Source organism: Pseudomonas sp. St386 (genome assembly GCF_018325865.1).
Classification (GTDB): domain Bacteria; phylum Pseudomonadota; class Gammaproteobacteria; order Pseudomonadales; family Pseudomonadaceae; genus Aquipseudomonas; species Aquipseudomonas brassicacearum.
This window is the reverse complement of the sequence record NZ_AP021900.1, coordinates 4,683,884-4,700,884: the sequence shown is the minus strand read 5'-3', so window position 1 is coordinate 4,700,884 and position 17,001 is coordinate 4,683,884. Positions and strand designations below refer to the sequence as shown.

The following is a 17,001-nucleotide window of genomic DNA, read 5'->3' as shown; positions in this document are numbered from 1 at the left end:
GTCGCCAACCCATGCAAGTCTCTATTGAAGAGGTCACCCAAGCCCTGCACGAGTCCCATGGCCGCTACCCACAGGCCAACAGCGTCGAGGACTTTCGCCGCAATCTGGCGGCAGTGCAGCAGCGCATTTCCAGCGCCTGCCAGCGTGTCGGTCGTGATCCGGCGAGCGTGCGCCTGCTGCCGGTGAGCAAAACGTTTGATGAAGCACACCTGCGCCTGGCCTACGTCGCAGGCTGCCGGCTACTGGGCGAGAACAAGGTGCAGGAAGCGCAGCGCAAATGGGAAGCCATGGCTGATCTGACTGACCTGCAATGGTCGATCATCGGCCACCTGCAAACCAACAAGGTCAAGCAAGTGGCTCGTTTTGCCAGCGAGTTCCAAGCGCTGGACAGCCTGCGTGTGGCCGAGGCGCTAGACCGTCGCCTGCAAGTCGAGGGGCGGCGGATGGATGTGTTCGTCCAGGTCAATACCTCGGGGGAGGTCAGCAAGTACGGCTTGCCGCCCGAGGCGGTCGCGGCCTTTTTGCGTGCGCTACCTGCGTTCTCGACGCTACGCGTGCGCGGCCTGATGACACTGGCACTGTTCTCGGCCGACGTCGCCCGTGTCCGCCCTTGTTTCGTGCGGCTGCGCGAACTACGCGAGCGCCTGCGCCGGGACGCCCCGGTCGGTATCGGGCTGGAGGAACTGTCCATGGGCATGTCCGGCGATTTCGAAATCGCCATCGAAGAAGGGGCGACCGTGGTGCGTGTCGGTCAGGCCATCTTCGGTGCACGCGCCATGCCGGACGCCTATTACTGGCCTACGGCCGATGCCCGGCCGGCCAGTCACGACTAGTCCGAGCCGACGGAGCCGCTCGGGCAGACTGCTGCCATCGCTGATCGTCAGGCAGTGCGCCCGTCTCATTTTCCCCATCCACAGGACCCTATCGTCATGTACGACTCATCCCTGACCCTTGAAGCGTTCGACGCCGAGCTATGTGAGGCGATTCACAACGAAGAATGCCGCCAGGAAGATCACGTCGAGTTGATCGCCTCCGAGAACTACGCCAGCCCATTGGTGATGGCGATTCAGGACTCGGTATTCACCAACAAGTACGCCGAAGGTTACCCGGGCAAGCGCTACTACAGCGGTTGCGAGTATGTCGACGTGGCTGAGCGCCTGGCCATCGAGCGGGTCAAGGTGCTGTTCGATTGCGATTACGCCAACGTCCAGCCTCATGCCGGGGCCCAGGCCAACGCCGCTGTGTTCCTGGCACTGCTCAATCCTGGGGACACCGTGATGGGCATGAACCTGGCCCAGGGTGGTCACTTGACTCACGGCAACCCCTCCAATTTCTCCGGCCGTCATTACAAAATCGTTCCCTACGGTCTCGACCCGCAGACGGGGTTGATCGACTACGACGAAATGGAACGCATCGCCCTTCAAACCCGGCCGAAGATGTTGATCGGTGGTTTTTCCGCTTATTCGCGGTACAAGGACTGGGCACGCATGCGGGCCATTGCCGACAAGGTCGGAGCGATTTTCTGGGTCGACATGGCCCACGTCGCCGGTCTGGTGGCAGCGGGTGAGTATCCGAACCCGTTGCCCCACGCCCATGTGGTCACCAGTACGACCCACAAGACCCTGCGTGGCCCACGGGGCGGGGTGATCCTGTCCAAGGGACAGGACGATACGTTTTACAAGAAGCTCGACTCGGCGGTGTTCCCTGGTGTCCAGGGCGGTCCGTTGATGCACCAGATCGCGGCCAAGGCCGTTGCCTTCAAGGAAGCGTTGGCGCCCGGGTTCAAGACCTATCAGAAGCAGATCGTGATCAACGCCCGGGCCATGGCTGCCGTGTTGCAGCAGCGTGGCTACAGAATTGTCTCCGGGGGGACCGACAACCACATGATGTTGATCGACCTGTCGGACAAGCCTTACACCGGCAAGGACGCCGATGCCGCCCTGAGTAATGCCTACATCACGGCCAACAAAAACTCGGTGCCCAACGACCCCCGTTCACCGTTCGTAACCTCAGGGCTGCGCATCGGCACCCCGGCAGTGACCACTCGCGGGTTTGGAGTGCCAGAGTGCGAGCAACTGGCAGGTTGGCTGTGTGATGTGCTTGACGCGCTGGAATCCGGCGGCAGCGAGCAGGTTGCGCATCATGTGCGTGAACAGGTGGTGGCGCTGTGTCGTCGTCATCCTGTATATCGGCAGCGCTAAAACGAAAAAACCCGCCATAAGGCGGGTTTTTCGGGGGGGCAGAGATTTTGAAAGCTTTCTCTGGACCCTTTGTCTGGCTCCACGACCTGGACTCGAACCAGGGACCCAGTGATTAACAGTCACTTGCTCTACCAACTGAGCTATCGCGGAATGGCGCGTATGTTACTGATTGGAAAAGAGAAGTCAAGCGTCCATTGCCGGACGGCGCATTCCTGGTGCCCTTTGACGGTCAATCAACGATTGGCAGTTACCGCCAGGGCAGGAGAGGACTACCATGGTCGCCCGGAAGTGGCAGGATGCACTGCCGGCCATTCGCCGACATTAAGGTACGCGCCATGAACCACCTGTTACCCCTTCTCAGTGCCCGCCGCGCCGAGGTGCTCTTGTGAGTACCGCCCAGATCAGCTTGCCCAAGGGCGTGGGGCCTCATGCCGAGAAACTGTACGACGCCATCACCCAGGCCAGCACCGCCGAAGAGTTGAACCGCGCCGGTGGCAAGGCCGAGGGCTTTGTCCTGGGGCTGGAAAGCACCAAGGCGATCAAGAGCCAGGTGGCCGAGTCGTTGTATGTCATCTATGACGATGCGGCGAGCCAGCGGGCGGCGGAGTTGTAGCCTCGGCCCAGGTTGGGTGTGCAACTCAAAAAAACGGGAAGCCAAGGCTTCCCGTTTTTCATCCAGCGCCGAGGGCGTCAGATCACCTGGACGATGGCCTTGGTCACCGCATCGATGTTGTTCTGGTTCAACGCTGCCACGCAGATGCGGCCGGTGTCCAGGGCATAGATGCCGAACTCGTTGCGCAGGCGCGTCACTTGTTCAACGGTCAGGCCAGAGTAGGAGAACATCCCGCTCTGGCGAGCGACGAAGCTGAAGTCGTGGTGCGGTGCGGCTTTGGCCAGCATGTCTACCATCTGGACGCGCATGCCGCGAATGCGCAGGCGCATTTCGGCGAGTTCGGCTTCCCACTGGGCCCGCAGTTCCGGGCTGTTGAGCACGGCGGCGACGATGCTGGCGCCGTGGGTCGGTGGGTTGGAGTAGTTGGTGCGGATCACGCGTTTGACCTGGGACAGCACGCGGGCACTTTCTTCTTTCGATTCGCTGACGATCGACAGGGCGCCGACGCGCTCTCCGTACAGGGAGAACGACTTGGAGAACGAGCTGGAGGCAAAGAAGGTCAGGCCCGACTCGGCGAACAGGCGCACGGCCGCCGCGTCTTCGTCGATACCGGCGCCAAAGCCCTGGTAGGCCATGTCCAGGAACGGTACGTGGTTCTTGGCCTTGACCACGGCCAGCACGTTTTTCCAGTCTTCCGGGCTCAGGTCCACGCCGGTCGGGTTGTGGCAGCAGGCGTGCAGCACAACGATCGAGCGGTCGGGCAGGGCGTTGAGGTCTTCCAGCAGGCCGCTGCGGTTCACGTCGTGGGTGGCGGCGTCGTAGTAGCGGTAGTTCTGCACCGGGAAGCCGGCGGTTTCGAACAGGGCGCGGTGGTTTTCCCAGCTTGGGTCGCTGATGGCGACGACGGCGTCAGGCAGCAGTTGCTTGAGGAAGTCGGCACCGATCTTCAGTGCACCGGTGCCGCCCACGGCCTGGGTGGTGATGACGCGACCGGAGGCGATCAGCGGCGAATCCTTGCCGAACAGCAAGGTCTGCACGGCCTGGTCGTAGGCGGCAATGCCGTCGATCGGCAGGTAACCACGGGAAACGTGCTGAGCCACGCGAGCCGTCTCGGCCTCGACAACCGCGCGCAGGAGTGGAATACGCCCCTCTTCATTGCAGTAAACACCTACACCCAGGTTGACCTTGTTGGTACGGGTGTCGGCGTTGAAAGCTTCGTTGAGGCCCAGGATGGGGTCGCGGGGTGCCAATTCGACAGCGGAAAACAGGCTCATTATTGCGCGGCTCTAATGGAGAGTGAGGGGAGGTGTGGCGCTCCAGCCGAATGCACTAGAGCGGTGCACAAACGGGGAGCTAGTATAGAGGCCATCACCCGGCACGGCGACAGGCGATTCGGTTTTTACGCTAAGTTTTTACGATTTTTTTCGACCGTTAGTCCTCTCGCCGCGTCAAAGTCTTCAAGGCGTGTAGGACGTTCGTCTTGAAAGCGAAGGCATTCACCTCCACATTGTGTGCATTCCAGTTTTTCCTCGGGCGACATCAGTCGTTTCGGTCTTTCTCGTTCCTGTCGGCTGGCCGACAGGGGTGAATCCAGAGGTTATGTCATGTCTGAATTCCAGCTAGTCACCCGCTTCCAGCCCGCCGGCGATCAGCCGGAAGCCATCCGCCTGATGGTCGAGGGCATCGAGGCCGGGCTGGCGCACCAGACGCTGCTCGGTGTGACCGGCTCGGGCAAGACCTTCAGCATCGCCAACGTGATCGCCCAGATTCAGCGCCCGACCCTGGTACTGGCGCCGAACAAGACCCTGGCGGCGCAGCTGTACGGTGAGTTCAAGGCGTTTTTCCCGAATAACGCCGTGGAGTACTTCGTTTCCTACTACGACTACTACCAGCCCGAAGCCTACGTGCCGTCGTCGGACACCTTCATCGAGAAAGATGCTTCGATCAACGACCACATCGAACAGATGCGACTGTCGGCGACCAAGGCCTTGCTCGAGCGCAAGGACGCGATCATCGTCACCACCGTGTCGTGTATCTACGGCCTGGGCAGCCCGGAAACCTACCTGAAGATGGTGCTGCACGTGGATCGCGGCGACAAACTCGACCAGCGCGCCTTGCTGCGGCGCCTGGCGGACTTGCAGTACACCCGCAACGACATGGATTTCGCCCGGGCGACGTTCCGGGTGCGTGGCGATGTGATCGACATCTACCCGGCGGAATCGGACCTGGAAGCGATCCGCATCGAGCTGTTCGACGATGAAGTGGAGAGCCTCTCGGCGTTCGACCCGCTGACCGGTGAAGTGATCCGCAAGTTGCCACGCTTCACCTTCTACCCCAAGAGCCACTACGTGACTCCCCGGGAAACCCTGCTGGACGCCATCGAAGGGATCAAGGTCGAGTTGCAGGAGCGCCTGGAATACCTGCGTTCGAACAACAAGCTGGTGGAAGCCCAGCGTCTGGAGCAACGGACCCGGTTCGACCTGGAGATGATCCTGGAGCTGGGCTACTGCAACGGCATCGAAAACTACTCGCGCTACCTGTCGGGCCGTCCGGCGGGCGCGCCGCCGCCGACTTTGTATGACTATTTGCCGGCCGATGCCTTGCTGGTCATCGACGAGTCCCACGTCAGCGTGCCCCAGGTCGGCGCCATGTACAAAGGCGACCGTTCGCGCAAGGAAACCCTGGTGGAATACGGTTTCCGCCTGCCCTCGGCGCTGGATAACCGGCCGATGCGCTTCGACGAATGGGAAAGCGTGAGCCCGCAGACGATTTTTGTCTCGGCCACGCCTGGCAACTACGAGGCCGAACATGCCGGTCGCGTGGTCGAGCAAGTGGTGCGGCCGACCGGACTGGTGGACCCGCAAGTCGAGGTTCGCCCAGCGTTGACCCAGGTCGATGACCTGCTCTCGGAAATCTCCAAGCGCGTGGCGGTGGAAGAGCGGGTGCTGGTCACCACGCTGACCAAGCGCATGGCCGAAGACCTCACCGACTACCTGGCCGACCATGGCGTGCGGGTGCGCTACCTGCACTCGGACATCGACACGGTGGAGCGGGTCGAGATCATCCGCGACCTGCGCCTGGGTACCTTCGACGTGCTGGTGGGCATCAACCTGCTGCGTGAAGGCCTGGACATGCCGGAAGTGTCGCTGGTGGCGATTCTCGACGCCGACAAGGAAGGTTTCCTGCGTTCCGAGCGCTCGTTGATCCAGACTATCGGTCGCGCGGCGCGTAACCTCAATGGCCGGGCAATTCTGTATGCCGACCGCATCACCGGCTCCATGGAACGGGCTATCGGTGAGACCGAGCGCCGTCGCGACAAGCAGATCGCCTTCAACCTGGCCAATGGCATTACCCCCAAGGGCGTGTTCAAGGACGTCGCCGACATCATGGAAGGCGCCACCGTGCCCGGCTCGCGCAGCAAGAAGCGCAAGGGCATGGCCAAGGCGGCGGAAGAGAGCGCCCGTTACGAGGCCGAACTGCGCTCGCCGAGCGAAATCACCAAGCGCATCCGGCAGTTGGAAGAGAAAATGTACCAGCTGGCCCGGGACCTGGAGTTCGAGGCAGCGGCGCAGTTGCGTGATGAGATTGGCAAGTTGCGTGAGCGGTTGCTAACCGTTTGAGGTTTTTTGGCGGTTTTAAGGGCCTCATCGCGAGCAAGCTCGCTCCCACATTTGGACCGAGTCGCGGTCTCTGTGGGAGCGAGCTTGCTCGCGATGGGCGCGACTCGGTCTGACGACTGGCCACACAAATCCCGCTCTCACTGGAGCCCGCCCGCCATCGCCTGTTACCATTCGCCCCCTGTTTGATCTTCGCTTTTATATTCTTTCCGAGACATGCCATGACCACCGTCCGCACCCGCATCGCGCCTTCGCCCACTGGCGATCCCCATGTCGGCACCGCCTACATCGCTTTGTTCAACTATTGCTTTGCCAAGCAGCATGGCGGCGAGTTCATCCTGCGGATCGAGGACACCGACCAGTTGCGTTCGACCCGCGAGTCCGAACAGCAGATCTTCGACGCCCTGCGCTGGTTGGGAATCGACTGGAGCGAAGGTCCGGACGTCGGTGGCCCGCACGGTCCGTATCGCCAGAGCGAGCGCGGTGACATCTACAAGCAGTATTGCCAGCAACTGGTGGACATGGGGCATGCGTTCCCGTGTTTCTGCACCGCTGAAGAGCTGGACCAGATGCGCGCCGAGCAAATGGCCCGTGGCGAAACCCCGCGCTACGACGGCCGGGCGCTGCTGCTGTCCAAGGAAGAAGTCGCCCGTCGCCTGGCGGCCGGCGAGCCCCATGTGATCCGCATGAAGGTGCCGACCGAAGGCGTCTGCGTGGTGCCGGACATGCTGCGTGGCGACGTCGAGATCCCGTGGGATCGCATGGACATGCAAGTGCTGATGAAGACCGACGGCCTGCCGACGTACTTCCTGGCGAACGTGGTCGACGATCACCTGATGGGCATCACCCACGTCCTGCGTGGTGAAGAATGGCTGCCATCGGCGCCGAAACTGATCCTGCTCTACGAATACTTCGGCTGGGAGCAACCACAGCTGTGCTACATGCCGCTGCTGCGTAACCCGGACAAGAGCAAGCTGTCCAAGCGCAAGAACCCGACCTCGGTGACGTTCTACGAGCGCATGGGCTTCATGCCCGAGGCGATGCTCAACTACCTGGGGCGCATGGGCTGGTCGATGCCGGACGAGCGCGAGAAGTTCTCGCTGCAGGAAATGGTCGAGCATTTCGACCTGTCGCGCGTGTCCCTGGGCGGGCCGATCTTCGACGTCGAGAAGCTGTCGTGGCTCAACGGCCAGTGGTTGCGGGACCTGCCGGTGGAAGAGTTCGCCGCACGTGTGCAGAAGTGGGCATTGAACCCTGAGTACATGATGAAGATCGCTCCCCATGTGCAGGGCAGGGTAGAGACGTTCAGCCAGATCGCCCCGCTGGCCGGCTTCTTCTTCGCCGGTGGCGTGACGCCGGATGCGAAGTTGTTCGAATCCAAGAAGCTTTCGGGCGACCAGGTGCGCCAGTTGATGCAGCTGATCCTGTGGAAGCTCGAAAGCCTGCGTCAGTGGGAGAAGGACAGCATCACCGCGACCATCCAGGCCGTGGTCGAGTCGCTGGAGTTGAAACTGCGCGATGCCATGCCGCTGATGTTCGCCGCCATTACCGGCCAGGCCAGCTCGGTGTCGGTGCTCGACGCGATGGAAATCCTCGGGCCGGACCTGACCCGTTTCCGCCTGCGCCAGGCCATCGATCTGCTCGGTGGTGTGTCGAAGAAGGAAAACAAGGAGTGGGAAAAACTGCTGGGCGCGATCGCGTAAGCGTTCAATGAGGCAGGACATACCCCGGTTTTCCGGGGTTTGTCGGTAAGTGATTGTTATCCCGGCAAAAAATTTTCAAATTTGTTGAAAATAAATTTGACAGCCCTCCGATACGCCCTTAAGATTCGCCCCGTCCTCAGCGATGAGGGGCTATAGCTCAGCTGGGAGAGCGCTTGCATGGCATGCAAGAGGTCGACGGTTCGATCCCGTCTAGCTCCACCAATTTACACTTCAAGGCCTGGCCACACCGGTCTTGAAGCGATCAGCACTCAGCGTTGATCAGTTGTATAGAAGGGTTTGCGTCCCCTTCGTCTAGTGGCCTAGGACACCGCCCTTTCACGGCGGTAACAGGGGTTCGAGTCCCCTAGGGGACGCCAGTTTTACAGAAGCGATGTTGCAAGATGTCACTCCGCCGCGAGGCGAAAAATCCGGGGCTATAGCTCAGCTGGGAGAGCGCTTGCATGGCATGCAAGAGGTCGACGGTTCGATCCCGTCTAGCTCCACCAATTACAGGTTCAAGGTCTGGCCACACCGTCCTTGAATCGATCAGTTCTCAGCGCTGATCAAGTCAGAAGGTTTGTGTCCCCTTCGTCTAGTGGCCTAGGACACCGCCCTTTCACGGCGGTAACAGGGGTTCGAGTCCCCTAGGGGACGCCACGATTACCCGCTCTGCGGGATTTTATAAGGGTCATTCAATTCTTGAATGGCCCTTTTGTTTGTCTGGCGTTCGGCCAATTCCCTTATCCTTGAAAATAGACTTCTGACCAGCGGTCAAAATTTCCGCTTGCGGAAAATTATTATAGGAATAATATTTCAATCGTAATATTCGGAGGCGACGATGAGCGATAAAAAGGCACAAACCCGTGAACGTATTCTCAAGGCCGCCAGCGATGCGCTGATCCAGCGTGGGCCGGCTGAGCCGAGCGTGGGCGAGGTGATGGGCGCGGCCGGGCTGACGGTGGGCGGTTTTTATGCCCATTTCGAAAGCAAGGATGCCTTGATGCTGGAGGCATTCAAGCAATTGCTCAATCGGCGCCGCGGCCTGATCGCCGACATGGACGGCGAGCTGACAGGCGAAGAGCGGCGCGCTCTGGTGGCGGCGTTCTATCTGTCACGCAAGCACCGTGACTCCACCGAACACGCCTGCCCGATCCCTGCATCGGTCGGCGAGCTCGGCCGGCTGCCGGATGCGTTTCGTGAAGTGCTCAATGAGCATATCGAGTTGATGGTCGCGCAATTGGCGGCCAGCCCGGAGGACGCCGACAAGGCCCTGGCCGACATCGCCTTGATGGTGGGTGGCCTGGCCCTGGCACGGGCACTGGGCCCTGGAGAGTTATCGGATCGTTTGCTGCGCGCCGCCAAGTCGGCGGTGCGATGAGCTGAGGCGCGAGCCCTGGAGATGAGCGATGAACAGGCTGAGCTGGATTCGTAGCGTCAATGGCACGCTTGGTTGGGTGGCTCCGCGCATGGTGGCCAAGCAGATGCGTTCGCTGTTCATGCGCCCGCGCAACTTGCCGCCGCGGGATTGGGAACTGCCGCTGCTGGCCTCGTCCGAGCGTATCACCTTGCGCTTCGGTCTTTCGGCCTTGCGCTGGGGCAAAGGCCCGGCAGTCTTGCTGATGCATGGCTGGGAAGGGCGGCCGACTCAGTTCGCGGCGCTGATCACGGCCCTGGTTGACGCCGGTTACACGGTGGTGGCGCTGGACGGTCCGGCCCATGGTCGTTCACCGGGTCGCGAGGCGAATGTCCTGTTGTTTGCCAGGGCCATGCTCGAAGCCGCCGCTGAGCTGCCGCCGTTGCAGGCTGTGATCGGGCATTCCATGGGCGGCGCCAGTGCCCTGTTGGCTGTCCAGTTGGGGTTGCGTACCGAGACGCTGGTCAGCATCGCCGCACCCGCCCGCATCCTTGGGGTATTGCGCGGTTTCTCCCGGATGATGGGCTTGCCGCCCAAGGCGCGTTCGGCGTTCATTCGCCAGGTGGAAAGCGATGTGGGCATGTCCGCTTCGAAGATGGATGTAGCGCATTACCAGCTGGACGTGCCGGGGTTGATTGTCCATGCCGAGGACGACACATCGGTTTCGGTGAGGGAGTCGCAGTTGATCCATGAAGCCTGGTTCGACAGTCGTTTGCTGCGACTGCCACAGGGCGGGCACCAGCGGGTGCTGGCCGATCCTCGTGTCATTGATGGGGTGTTATCACTGCTGGCCGGGCGCAGTCTGCAAGCGCGGCAATCGGCTTGAAGCGAGTTTGCTCGCGATAGCGGTCCAGCTCGGATCCGGTACACTGCCCCGATCCAATTCGACCAGGAGAGGGGCATGGGCTGGGATCGCGCAACACCGTTCATTATTGATCTTCAGGTAAATGCCGAAGACATCGACGGGCTGGGCCACGCCAACAACGCGGTGTACGTCAGCTGGCTCGAGCGCTGTGCCTGGCGCCATTCCCAGCGCCTGGGCCTGGATCTGGTGGAGTACCGGCGCCTGGACCGGGCCATGGCAGTGGTGCGACATGAAATCGATTACCTGGCAGCCGCCTATGAAGGCGACGAACTGCAATTGGCGACCTGGATCGTCGACTGGGACCAGCGGTTGAAGATGACCCGGCATTTCCAGCTGATTCGGCCCAGCGACAACACCACGCTGCTGCGGGCCCAGACCACCTTCGTCTGCATCGAATTGTCCACCGGCAGGCCCAAGCGCATGCCGCCGGAATTCATCGAAGGTTATGGTCCTGCGTTGAAACCATCCGGGGTCCTCACCGACTGATCCATCGTCATCGCGAGCAAGCTCGCTCCCACAGGGTTTGGTGGTGGACTCCGATGTTGTGGGCAAAATCCGGTAAACTGCCGCACGTTTTTTCGTTCGAGTGTGTGTTTCCATGCAAATTGCCCTGGCGCCCATGGAGGGGTTGGTCGACAACATCCTGCGGGATGTCCTGACCCGTGTTGGCGGGATCGACTGGTGTGTCACCGAGTTCATCCGTGTCAACGACCGCCTGCTCACGCCGGCCTATTTCCACAAGCTCGCCCCTGAGTTGCTGACCGGTGCCCAGACGGCTGCCGGTGTGCCGCTGCGGGTGCAGTTGCTCGGGTCCGATCCGGTGTGCCTGGCGGAAAACGCGGCGCTGGCGTGCGAGTTGGGTTCGGAGGTTATCGACTTGAACTTCGGTTGCCCGGCCAAGACCGTGAACAAATCCCGGGGCGGGGCGGTGTTGCTCAAGGAGCCGGAACTGCTCAACGAAATCGTCGAGCACGTGCGCCGTGCGGTGCCAAAACACATCCCGGTCACCGCCAAGATGCGCCTGGGGTTCGATAGCCCGGACGGTGCGCTGGTGTGTGCCACGGCACTGGCCGAAGGCGGCGCGGCGCACATCGTGGTGCATGCGCGGACCAAGGTCGATGGCTACAAGCCTCCGGCCCACTGGGAGTGGATTCCCCGGGTGCAGGAAGTGGTCAAGGTGCCGGTGTTCGCCAATGGCGATATCTGGAGCGTCGAGGATTGGCGCCGTTGCCGCGAAATCAGCGGTGTCGAAGACATCATGCTCGGTCGCGGTCTCGTTTCCCGTCCTGACCTGGCCCGGCAGATCGCCGCCGCCCGGGCCGGTGAGGACGTGGTCGAGATGTCCTGGGCCGAGCTGCAGCCGATGCTCCAGGACTTCTGGGTGCAAGTGGTCGAGCAGTTGACACCGCGCCAGGCCCCGGGCCGGTTGAAGCAGTGGCTGGCGATGCTGACCCGCAATTACCCAGAAGCGGTGGCGCTGTTTACCGCTTTGCGCCGGGAAACCGACCTGGACGCGGTTGGCCATCTGCTGGGGGTGCAGCGCACCGAAGCGGCCTGAAAAAAATTCAGAAAAAGCTCTTGAAAAGTTTTTGGCGGTCCCTAGATAGGGGTTACGCGATGCCGAATTCGGGTCGCGGAGACAAAAAAACTTGCTGATTTTTTCAGGAGATTTGAATCATGAGTACTGCATTTTCGCTGGCCCCGCTGTTCCGTTCCTCGGTAGGTTTCGACCGTTTCAACGATTTGTTCGAAACCGCCCTGCGCAACGAGCCGGGCAGCAGCTATCCACCCTACAACGTGGAAAAACATGGTGATGACGAGTACCGCATCGTAGTCGCCGCCGCCGGGTTCCAGGAAGAAGACCTGGACCTGCAAGTGGAAAAAGGTGTGCTGACCATCAGTGGCGGCAAGCGTGAAGCCAGTAACGACAGCGTTACCTACCTGCACCAGGGCATCGCCCAGCGTGCGTTCAAGCTGTCCTTCCGGTTGGCCGATCATATCGAGATCAAGTCCGCCGGCCTGAGCAACGGTCTGTTGAGCATCGACCTGCTGCGGGTGATCCCGGAAGAGGCCAAGGCCAAGCGCATCCCGATCAACGGAGCGCAGCAGCAACCCGCGCTGCAAAACTGATGCAGCGTAAATGAAGAAGGGCGCCAAATGGTGCCCTTTTTCATTGTGGAGATCAGTGGAAGATTAATTGTGGCAAGGGGGTTGTGGGAGCAAGGTTTGCCCGCGATAAAAGCGATGCGGTCCTTCAGAAACCGGGTCGCCTGCAGTCGCGAGCAAGCTTTGCTCCCACATAAAACCTCCTCGCCACAAAGGCCCCGTGTTCCAAATTATGGCAACAACCGCTCAAACGCCTCCAGCGGCAACGGCCGGCTATGCAAATAACCCTGGTACAAATGACAACCAAGCCCTTGCAGGAAGTGCAATTGCTCCAGGGTCTCCACGCCTTCGGCAATCATGATCAGGTTGAGGCTACGAGCCATGGCGACGATGGCGCGGATGATTTCGGCGTCGTTGGGGTCGCTGGTGGCGTCGCGCACGAATGACTGGTCGATTTTCAGTGTGTCCACCGGCAGGCGCTTGAGGTAGGTCAGCGACGAATAGCCAGTGCCGAAATCATCCATGGCAAAGCTCACCCCCAGTTTCTTGAGCCGGCGCATCTTGGCGATGGTGTCGTCCAGGTTCTGGATCACGATGCCTTCGGTGATCTCCAGTTTCAGCAGGGAGAAGGGCAGGCCGTGAGTGACGAGGCTATTTTCGATGCGTTCGACAAAGTCACTCTGGCGAAATTGCCGTGGGCTGATGTTCACGCACAGACTGAATTGTTGGGGATCAATCTTGCCCTTGGCGATCAGTTGCTTGAAGCCGTCGCAGGCTTCATCGAGGATCCAGGTCCCGACTTCCAGGATCAGGCCACTGTCCTCCAGCACTTTGATGAACTCATTGGGCGACTGGGCGCCCAGCTCCGGGTGATGCCAGCGCACCAGGGCTTCGGCGCCGATGATGCGGTTGTCCCGGGCATCGACCTGAGGCTGGAAATGCACGCTGAACTCGCCACGGGCCAGGGCAAGGCGCAGGTCGGTCTCCATGCGCAGCCGTTCGCTGGCGGCTTTTTGCATGGTGGTGTGAAACATCTGCGAGGTATTGCGCCCCGAGTCCTTGGCGCGGTACAGCGCAATGTCGGCGCGCTTGAGCAAATCAGTGGGCGTGGAACCGTGGTCGGGAATCAGCGCTATACCGATGCTCGGCGTGACCTGCAGTCGCTGGCCATCGAGGAACATCGGTTCCGAAAGCAGTTCGCGCAGGGTGTCGGCCAGGGTCCGCACTTGCTTGCTGACTTCGTTGCGCGAGCCTTCCAGGCCGCTGAGCAGCACCACGAATTCGTCGCCACCCAGCCGTGCGACGGTGTCTTCCAGGCGCACGCTGGCTTCCAGGCGCGCGGTGATGATCTTCAGCACGGTGTCGCCCACCGGGTGACCGAGGGAGTCGTTGATGTGCTTGAAGTGGTCCAGGTCGAGAAACAGCAGGGCGCCGCGCAGGTTGTGGCGTTTGAGCAGGGCGATCTGCTGGCTCAACCGGTCCATCAGCAAGGCCCGGTTGGGCAGATTGGTCAATGGGTCGTGGTAGGCCAGGTGGCGGATCTGGGCTTCGGCATTGCGCAACAGGCTCACGTCCCGGGCGGTCAGCAGCAGGCATGCAGTTTCATTGAGGGTGATAGGCTCGACTGACACCTCCACCGTAAGGATTTCCCCCCGTTTATTGCGCCCGAGCATCTCCTGGTGGACTACGCGGCCCTTGAGATGCAGCTCGGCCAGCAAGGCGGCCCGCTGTTTTTCTTCGGCCCAGATCCCCACTTCGTAGACGGTGTGCCCGATCACTTCGTCGGCGCGGTAGCCGGTCAACCGGCAGAAGCCGTCGTTGACCTCGAGGTAACGACCGCTTTCTAGTTCGGTGATGGTGATGGCGTCGGGGCTGGAATGAAACGCCTTGGCGAATTTCTCTTCACTGGCCTTGAGGGCGGCTTCGGAGCGTTGTTGCTGGGTGATGTCGCGCAAGGTCGTGACGATGCAGGGCTGGTTGCCGACGTTGATCTGCCGGCTGGAAATCACGCAGGTCAATGGCTGGCCGTTCTTATGGTGAACGACGATGGCGACATTGCTCAGCGATTGTTCGCGGATCACCCGTTCGATGCGTTGCAGGCTACTGCCCGAGGCATCCCAGAGGCCGATTTCGTCGGCGTCGAGACCAATCACGTCGCTGGCGGTCCAGCCGAAGGTCTGGGTGAAACTGGAGTTGATCTCGAGGAATCGGCCACTGTCCTGGTGGGTGACGCAGATGGGGTCGGGGCTGACCTGGAACAGTGTGGCGAATTTCTCCTCCGAGGCGGCCAGGCTCTGTTCGCGCTCCACCTGATCGGTGATGTCGAGCAAGGTGCCGGCCATGCGCAAGGGGCTGCCGTCGTCGTTGCGGTAGAGGCGGGCGCGGCTTTCCAGGTAGCGCGAGCTGCCGTCCGGCAGTTGCACGCGGTAGGTCAACTGATAGTTGCCCGCCGGGCCTTCGCGCAGGCTGCGATAGGCATTGCGCATGTTGTTGCGTTCTTCCGTGGGGACGCCTTCGAAAAACGCATCGAACGATTCGTGGAACGGCTTGGGCTCCAGGCCATGGAGCTGCGCGGCCCGGGCCGAGCCGTAGAGCATGCCGCTGGGAATGTGCCAGTCCCAGGTGCCCAGTTGCGCGGAGTCGAGGGCCAGGTCCAGGCGTTCCTGGCTGTCCTTGAGGGCCTGTTCGGCGAGTTTTTGCTCGGTGGTGTCGAGGAAGGTGCTCAGCAGGTACGGCTGACCTTCGAGTTCGACTTTCTGCGCACTGAGAATGCCGTTATGAATCTGGCCGTTGCTGGCCCGGAACTCCACCTCCATGCTGATCAGTTCGCCCTTGGCCTTGGTCGCCTCCACCAGTTTCGCCCGCTGCTGGGGGTCAACCCACAGGCCCAGTTCCAGGGTGGTGCGGCCGATCACGTCATGCACCGGCCAGCCGAACAGGCTTTCGAAATACTGGTTGGCCTCGCTGATCAGCCCGTCCTCCTGGCGGGTCAGCAACACCATGTTCGGGCACAGGTGAAAGAGCGTGGCAAATCGTTTTTCCGAGCTGCGCAGCGCCTGTTCCCGCTCGCGCTGATGGGTGATTTCGCGGATCACCCCGATCATGCGCGGGCGACCGTGCTTGTCGGGCAGCACGCTGCCGCTGATTTCCAGCCAGTGCAGGCTGCCATCGGGCCAGACGATGCGGTGGTGCATGGCCTGTTCCAGTGGCGCCCCGGCCACTGCTGCATGAAAGGCGCGCAAGGCCTTGGCTCGGTCTTCTGGCAGCAACAGGTCCAGGTAATCCACGTCCGCCGGCAATGGCTGGCGTGGGTCGAAGCCGAACAGCGCCTGAGTGCCCCGGGACCAACTGATCTTCCCAGTCTCGATGTCCCACGACCAGGCTCCCAGCCGCGCACCGTTCAGGGCGGCCAGCAACTGCGGCGCGCTGTCCCAGCTCTGCTCGGACCGTTTCGGGTCGAGCGCCTGGATGCGTGGCATGGGCGGGAGGTGGTCAGCGGGTTTGGGCATTATCTCGCGAGCCTTGAGCGGGGTTGGGCGTTAAGCACAGGCTTCAGGCCCTACAGGCGCGGCACAACCTATGCCCTTGTCCCTGGCAAATCGATTTGTGCGTCCAGTAAGGCCATGAAAGCCCGTGCGGCGTTCGACAGCGTCCGTTCGGTGTGCAAGATATAGCCTAGCTGGCGACTGAGTTGTATGCCTGGCAAAGGAATGCGCGCCACCTGTTCGTCGAGCATGGTGCGCGGCAAGACGCTCCAGGCCAGGCCGATGGAGACCATCATTTTTATGGTTTCCAGGTAATTCGTGCTCATGGCGATGTTCGGCGTCAGGCCCTGGGCTTCGAACAGCCGTCGCACGATGTGATGGGTAAACGTGTTGCCCCCGGGAAAACCGCCGGATGCAAGGCAATGTCCGCCAGGCTGACCGCACCGTTTTCCAGCAATGCGTGTTCCGGGGCGACCACGAAATCCAGGGGGTCGTCCCACACCGGCGTGGCCCGTACCAGCGTGTGGGGTTCGGGGGCGAGGGTGATGACGGCCAGTTCCGCCCGGCCATGAAGAATTTCTTCGTAGGCCACTTCCGAATCCAGGAACTGGATATCCAGCGCCACCTGGGGGTAGCGTCGGGTGAACTCCCGCAATAACGGTGGCAGGCGGTGCAGACCGATGTGGTGGCTGGTGGCGAGCGTCAGGCGCCCGGTCACTTCGCCGCTCAGGTTGGTCAGGGCGCGGCGGGTGTCGTCCAGCACATTGAGGATCTGATAGGCCCGTGGCAACAGGGCTCGGCCGGCCTCGGTCAGGCCCACTTCACGGCCGAGGCGGTCGAACAGGCGTACCTTGAGCTGTTGCTCGAGGCCGGCAATGCGCTTGCTGATAGCCGGCTGGGTCAGGTGCAGGCGTTCGCCGGCGCCGGAGAAACTGCCCGTCTCGGCGATGGCTATAAAGGCATTGAGGTTGGCGAGGTCCATGGCGGTTTCGGTCGA

Annotated in this window: 12 protein-coding genes, 5 tRNA genes and 1 pseudogene; 14 read left to right on the top strand and 4 right to left on the bottom strand. The window is 61.5% G+C overall.

Annotated elements, in window-relative coordinates; translation table 11 throughout:
- Nucleotides 1-11 precede the first annotated feature (11 nt).
- A complete protein-coding gene (locus KI235_RS20700) occupies nt 12-833 on the top strand; it encodes a YggS family pyridoxal phosphate-dependent enzyme (RefSeq protein WP_212795275.1) in 822 nt (273 codons plus the stop codon).
- A gap of 96 nt (nt 834-929) precedes the next feature.
- Nucleotides 930-2,201 carry a serine hydroxymethyltransferase gene (gene glyA / locus KI235_RS20695; RefSeq protein ID WP_039012677.1) on the top strand — a complete coding sequence of 424 codons (1,272 nt, stop codon included), beginning with the start codon at nt 930-932 and terminating at the stop codon, nt 2,199-2,201.
- Between the two features lie 74 nt (nt 2,202-2,275).
- Here glyA and KI235_RS20690 read toward each other — a convergent pair.
- Nucleotides 2,276-2,351 (bottom strand) — tRNA-Asn (locus KI235_RS20690).
- Between the two features lie 235 nt (nt 2,352-2,586).
- On the opposite strand from KI235_RS20690, the gene KI235_RS20685 reads away from it, so the two are divergent.
- A complete protein-coding gene (locus tag KI235_RS20685; protein WP_003203887.1) occupies nt 2,587-2,814 on the top strand; it encodes a hypothetical protein in 228 nt (75 codons plus the stop codon).
- A gap of 77 nt (nt 2,815-2,891) precedes the next feature.
- Here KI235_RS20685 and KI235_RS20680 read toward each other — a convergent pair whose 3' ends face one another.
- Entirely contained in the window at nt 2,892-4,088 is a 1,197-nt protein-coding gene (locus KI235_RS20680; RefSeq protein WP_003203885.1) for an amino acid aminotransferase, read from the bottom strand.
- A gap of 330 nt (nt 4,089-4,418) precedes the next feature.
- On the opposite strand from KI235_RS20680, the gene uvrB reads away from it, so the two are divergent.
- From uvrB to KI235_RS20625, 11 genes are all read left to right on the top strand, one after another.
- Nucleotides 4,419-6,434, top strand: coding sequence for an excinuclease ABC subunit UvrB (uvrB, locus tag KI235_RS20675; RefSeq protein WP_003203884.1), 2,016 nt, complete (start codon nt 4,419-4,421; stop codon nt 6,432-6,434).
- 218 nt (nt 6,435-6,652) lie between these two features.
- Nucleotides 6,653-8,134, top strand: a complete 1,482-nt coding sequence (gltX, locus tag KI235_RS20670) for a glutamate--tRNA ligase (RefSeq protein WP_003203882.1) — start codon at nt 6,653-6,655, stop codon at nt 8,132-8,134.
- A 146-nt stretch (nt 8,135-8,280) separates the two neighbouring features.
- Nucleotides 8,281-8,356, top strand: a tRNA-Ala gene (locus KI235_RS20665).
- A gap of 79 nt (nt 8,357-8,435) precedes the next feature.
- A tRNA-Glu gene (locus KI235_RS20660) sits at nt 8,436-8,511 on the top strand.
- Between the two features lie 53 nt (nt 8,512-8,564).
- Nucleotides 8,565-8,640 (top strand) — tRNA-Ala (locus KI235_RS20655).
- Nucleotides 8,641-8,715: 75 nt separating this feature from the next.
- Nucleotides 8,716-8,791 (top strand) — tRNA-Glu (locus tag KI235_RS20650).
- Nucleotides 8,792-8,972: 181 nt separating this feature from the next.
- Nucleotides 8,973-9,512, top strand: coding sequence for a TetR/AcrR family transcriptional regulator (locus tag KI235_RS20645; RefSeq protein ID WP_003203880.1), 540 nt, complete (start codon nt 8,973-8,975; stop codon nt 9,510-9,512).
- A 28-nt stretch (nt 9,513-9,540) separates the two neighbouring features.
- The gene (locus KI235_RS20640; RefSeq protein WP_212795274.1) at nt 9,541-10,374 is read left to right on the top strand and encodes an alpha/beta fold hydrolase; all 834 of its coding nucleotides are present in this window, start codon (nt 9,541-9,543) and stop codon (nt 10,372-10,374) included.
- A 75-nt stretch (nt 10,375-10,449) separates the two neighbouring features.
- Nucleotides 10,450-10,899 carry a thioesterase family protein gene (locus KI235_RS20635; RefSeq protein WP_003203876.1) on the top strand — a complete coding sequence of 150 codons (450 nt, stop codon included), beginning with the start codon at nt 10,450-10,452 and terminating at the stop codon, nt 10,897-10,899.
- A gap of 112 nt (nt 10,900-11,011) precedes the next feature.
- Nucleotides 11,012-11,971: a tRNA-dihydrouridine synthase gene (locus KI235_RS20630; RefSeq protein ID WP_003203874.1), complete on the top strand. Its 960-nt coding sequence runs from the start codon at nt 11,012-11,014 to the stop codon at nt 11,969-11,971.
- Between the two features lie 119 nt (nt 11,972-12,090).
- On the top strand, nt 12,091-12,543 hold the full coding sequence (locus KI235_RS20625) for an Hsp20 family protein (protein ID WP_003203872.1): 453 nt from the start codon (nt 12,091-12,093) through the stop codon (nt 12,541-12,543).
- Between the two features lie 206 nt (nt 12,544-12,749).
- Here KI235_RS20625 and KI235_RS20620 read toward each other — a convergent pair whose 3' ends face one another.
- Both KI235_RS20620 and KI235_RS20615 read right to left on the bottom strand, forming a co-directional pair.
- A complete protein-coding gene (locus tag KI235_RS20620; RefSeq protein WP_060614033.1) occupies nt 12,750-16,028 on the bottom strand; it encodes an EAL domain-containing protein in 3,279 nt (1,092 codons plus the stop codon).
- Between the two features lie 68 nt (nt 16,029-16,096).
- Nucleotides 16,097-16,986, bottom strand: a pseudogene (locus tag KI235_RS20615) (LysR family transcriptional regulator).
- Nucleotides 16,987-17,001: the final 15 nt, after the last annotated feature.

What these genes read in the sequence shown, in the direction of transcription:
- KI235_RS20645 (WP_003203880.1), top strand. Translation starts at nt 8,973, where the DNA reads ATGAGCGATAAAAAGGCACAAACCCGTGAACGTATTCTCAAGGCCGCC.
- KI235_RS20640 (WP_212795274.1), top strand. Translation starts at nt 9,541, where the DNA reads ATGAACAGGCTGAGCTGGATTCGTAGCGTCAATGGCACGCTTGGTTGG.
- glyA (WP_039012677.1), top strand. Translation starts at nt 930, where the DNA reads ATGTACGACTCATCCCTGACCCTTGAAGCGTTCGACGCCGAGCTATGT.
- KI235_RS20635 (WP_003203876.1), top strand. Translation starts at nt 10,450, where the DNA reads ATGGGCTGGGATCGCGCAACACCGTTCATTATTGATCTTCAGGTAAAT.
- KI235_RS20625 (WP_003203872.1), top strand. Translation starts at nt 12,091, where the DNA reads ATGAGTACTGCATTTTCGCTGGCCCCGCTGTTCCGTTCCTCGGTAGGT.
- KI235_RS20700 (WP_212795275.1), top strand. Translation starts at nt 12, where the DNA reads ATGCAAGTCTCTATTGAAGAGGTCACCCAAGCCCTGCACGAGTCCCAT.
- KI235_RS20630 (WP_003203874.1), top strand. Translation starts at nt 11,012, where the DNA reads ATGCAAATTGCCCTGGCGCCCATGGAGGGGTTGGTCGACAACATCCTG.
- KI235_RS20620 (WP_060614033.1), bottom strand. Translation starts at nt 16,028, where the DNA reads ATGCCCAAACCCGCTGACCACCTCCCGCCCATGCCACGCATCCAGGCG.
- uvrB (WP_003203884.1), top strand. Translation starts at nt 4,419, where the DNA reads ATGTCTGAATTCCAGCTAGTCACCCGCTTCCAGCCCGCCGGCGATCAG.
- KI235_RS20680 (WP_003203885.1), bottom strand. Translation starts at nt 4,088, where the DNA reads ATGAGCCTGTTTTCCGCTGTCGAATTGGCACCCCGCGACCCCATCCTG.
- gltX (WP_003203882.1), top strand. Translation starts at nt 6,653, where the DNA reads ATGACCACCGTCCGCACCCGCATCGCGCCTTCGCCCACTGGCGATCCC.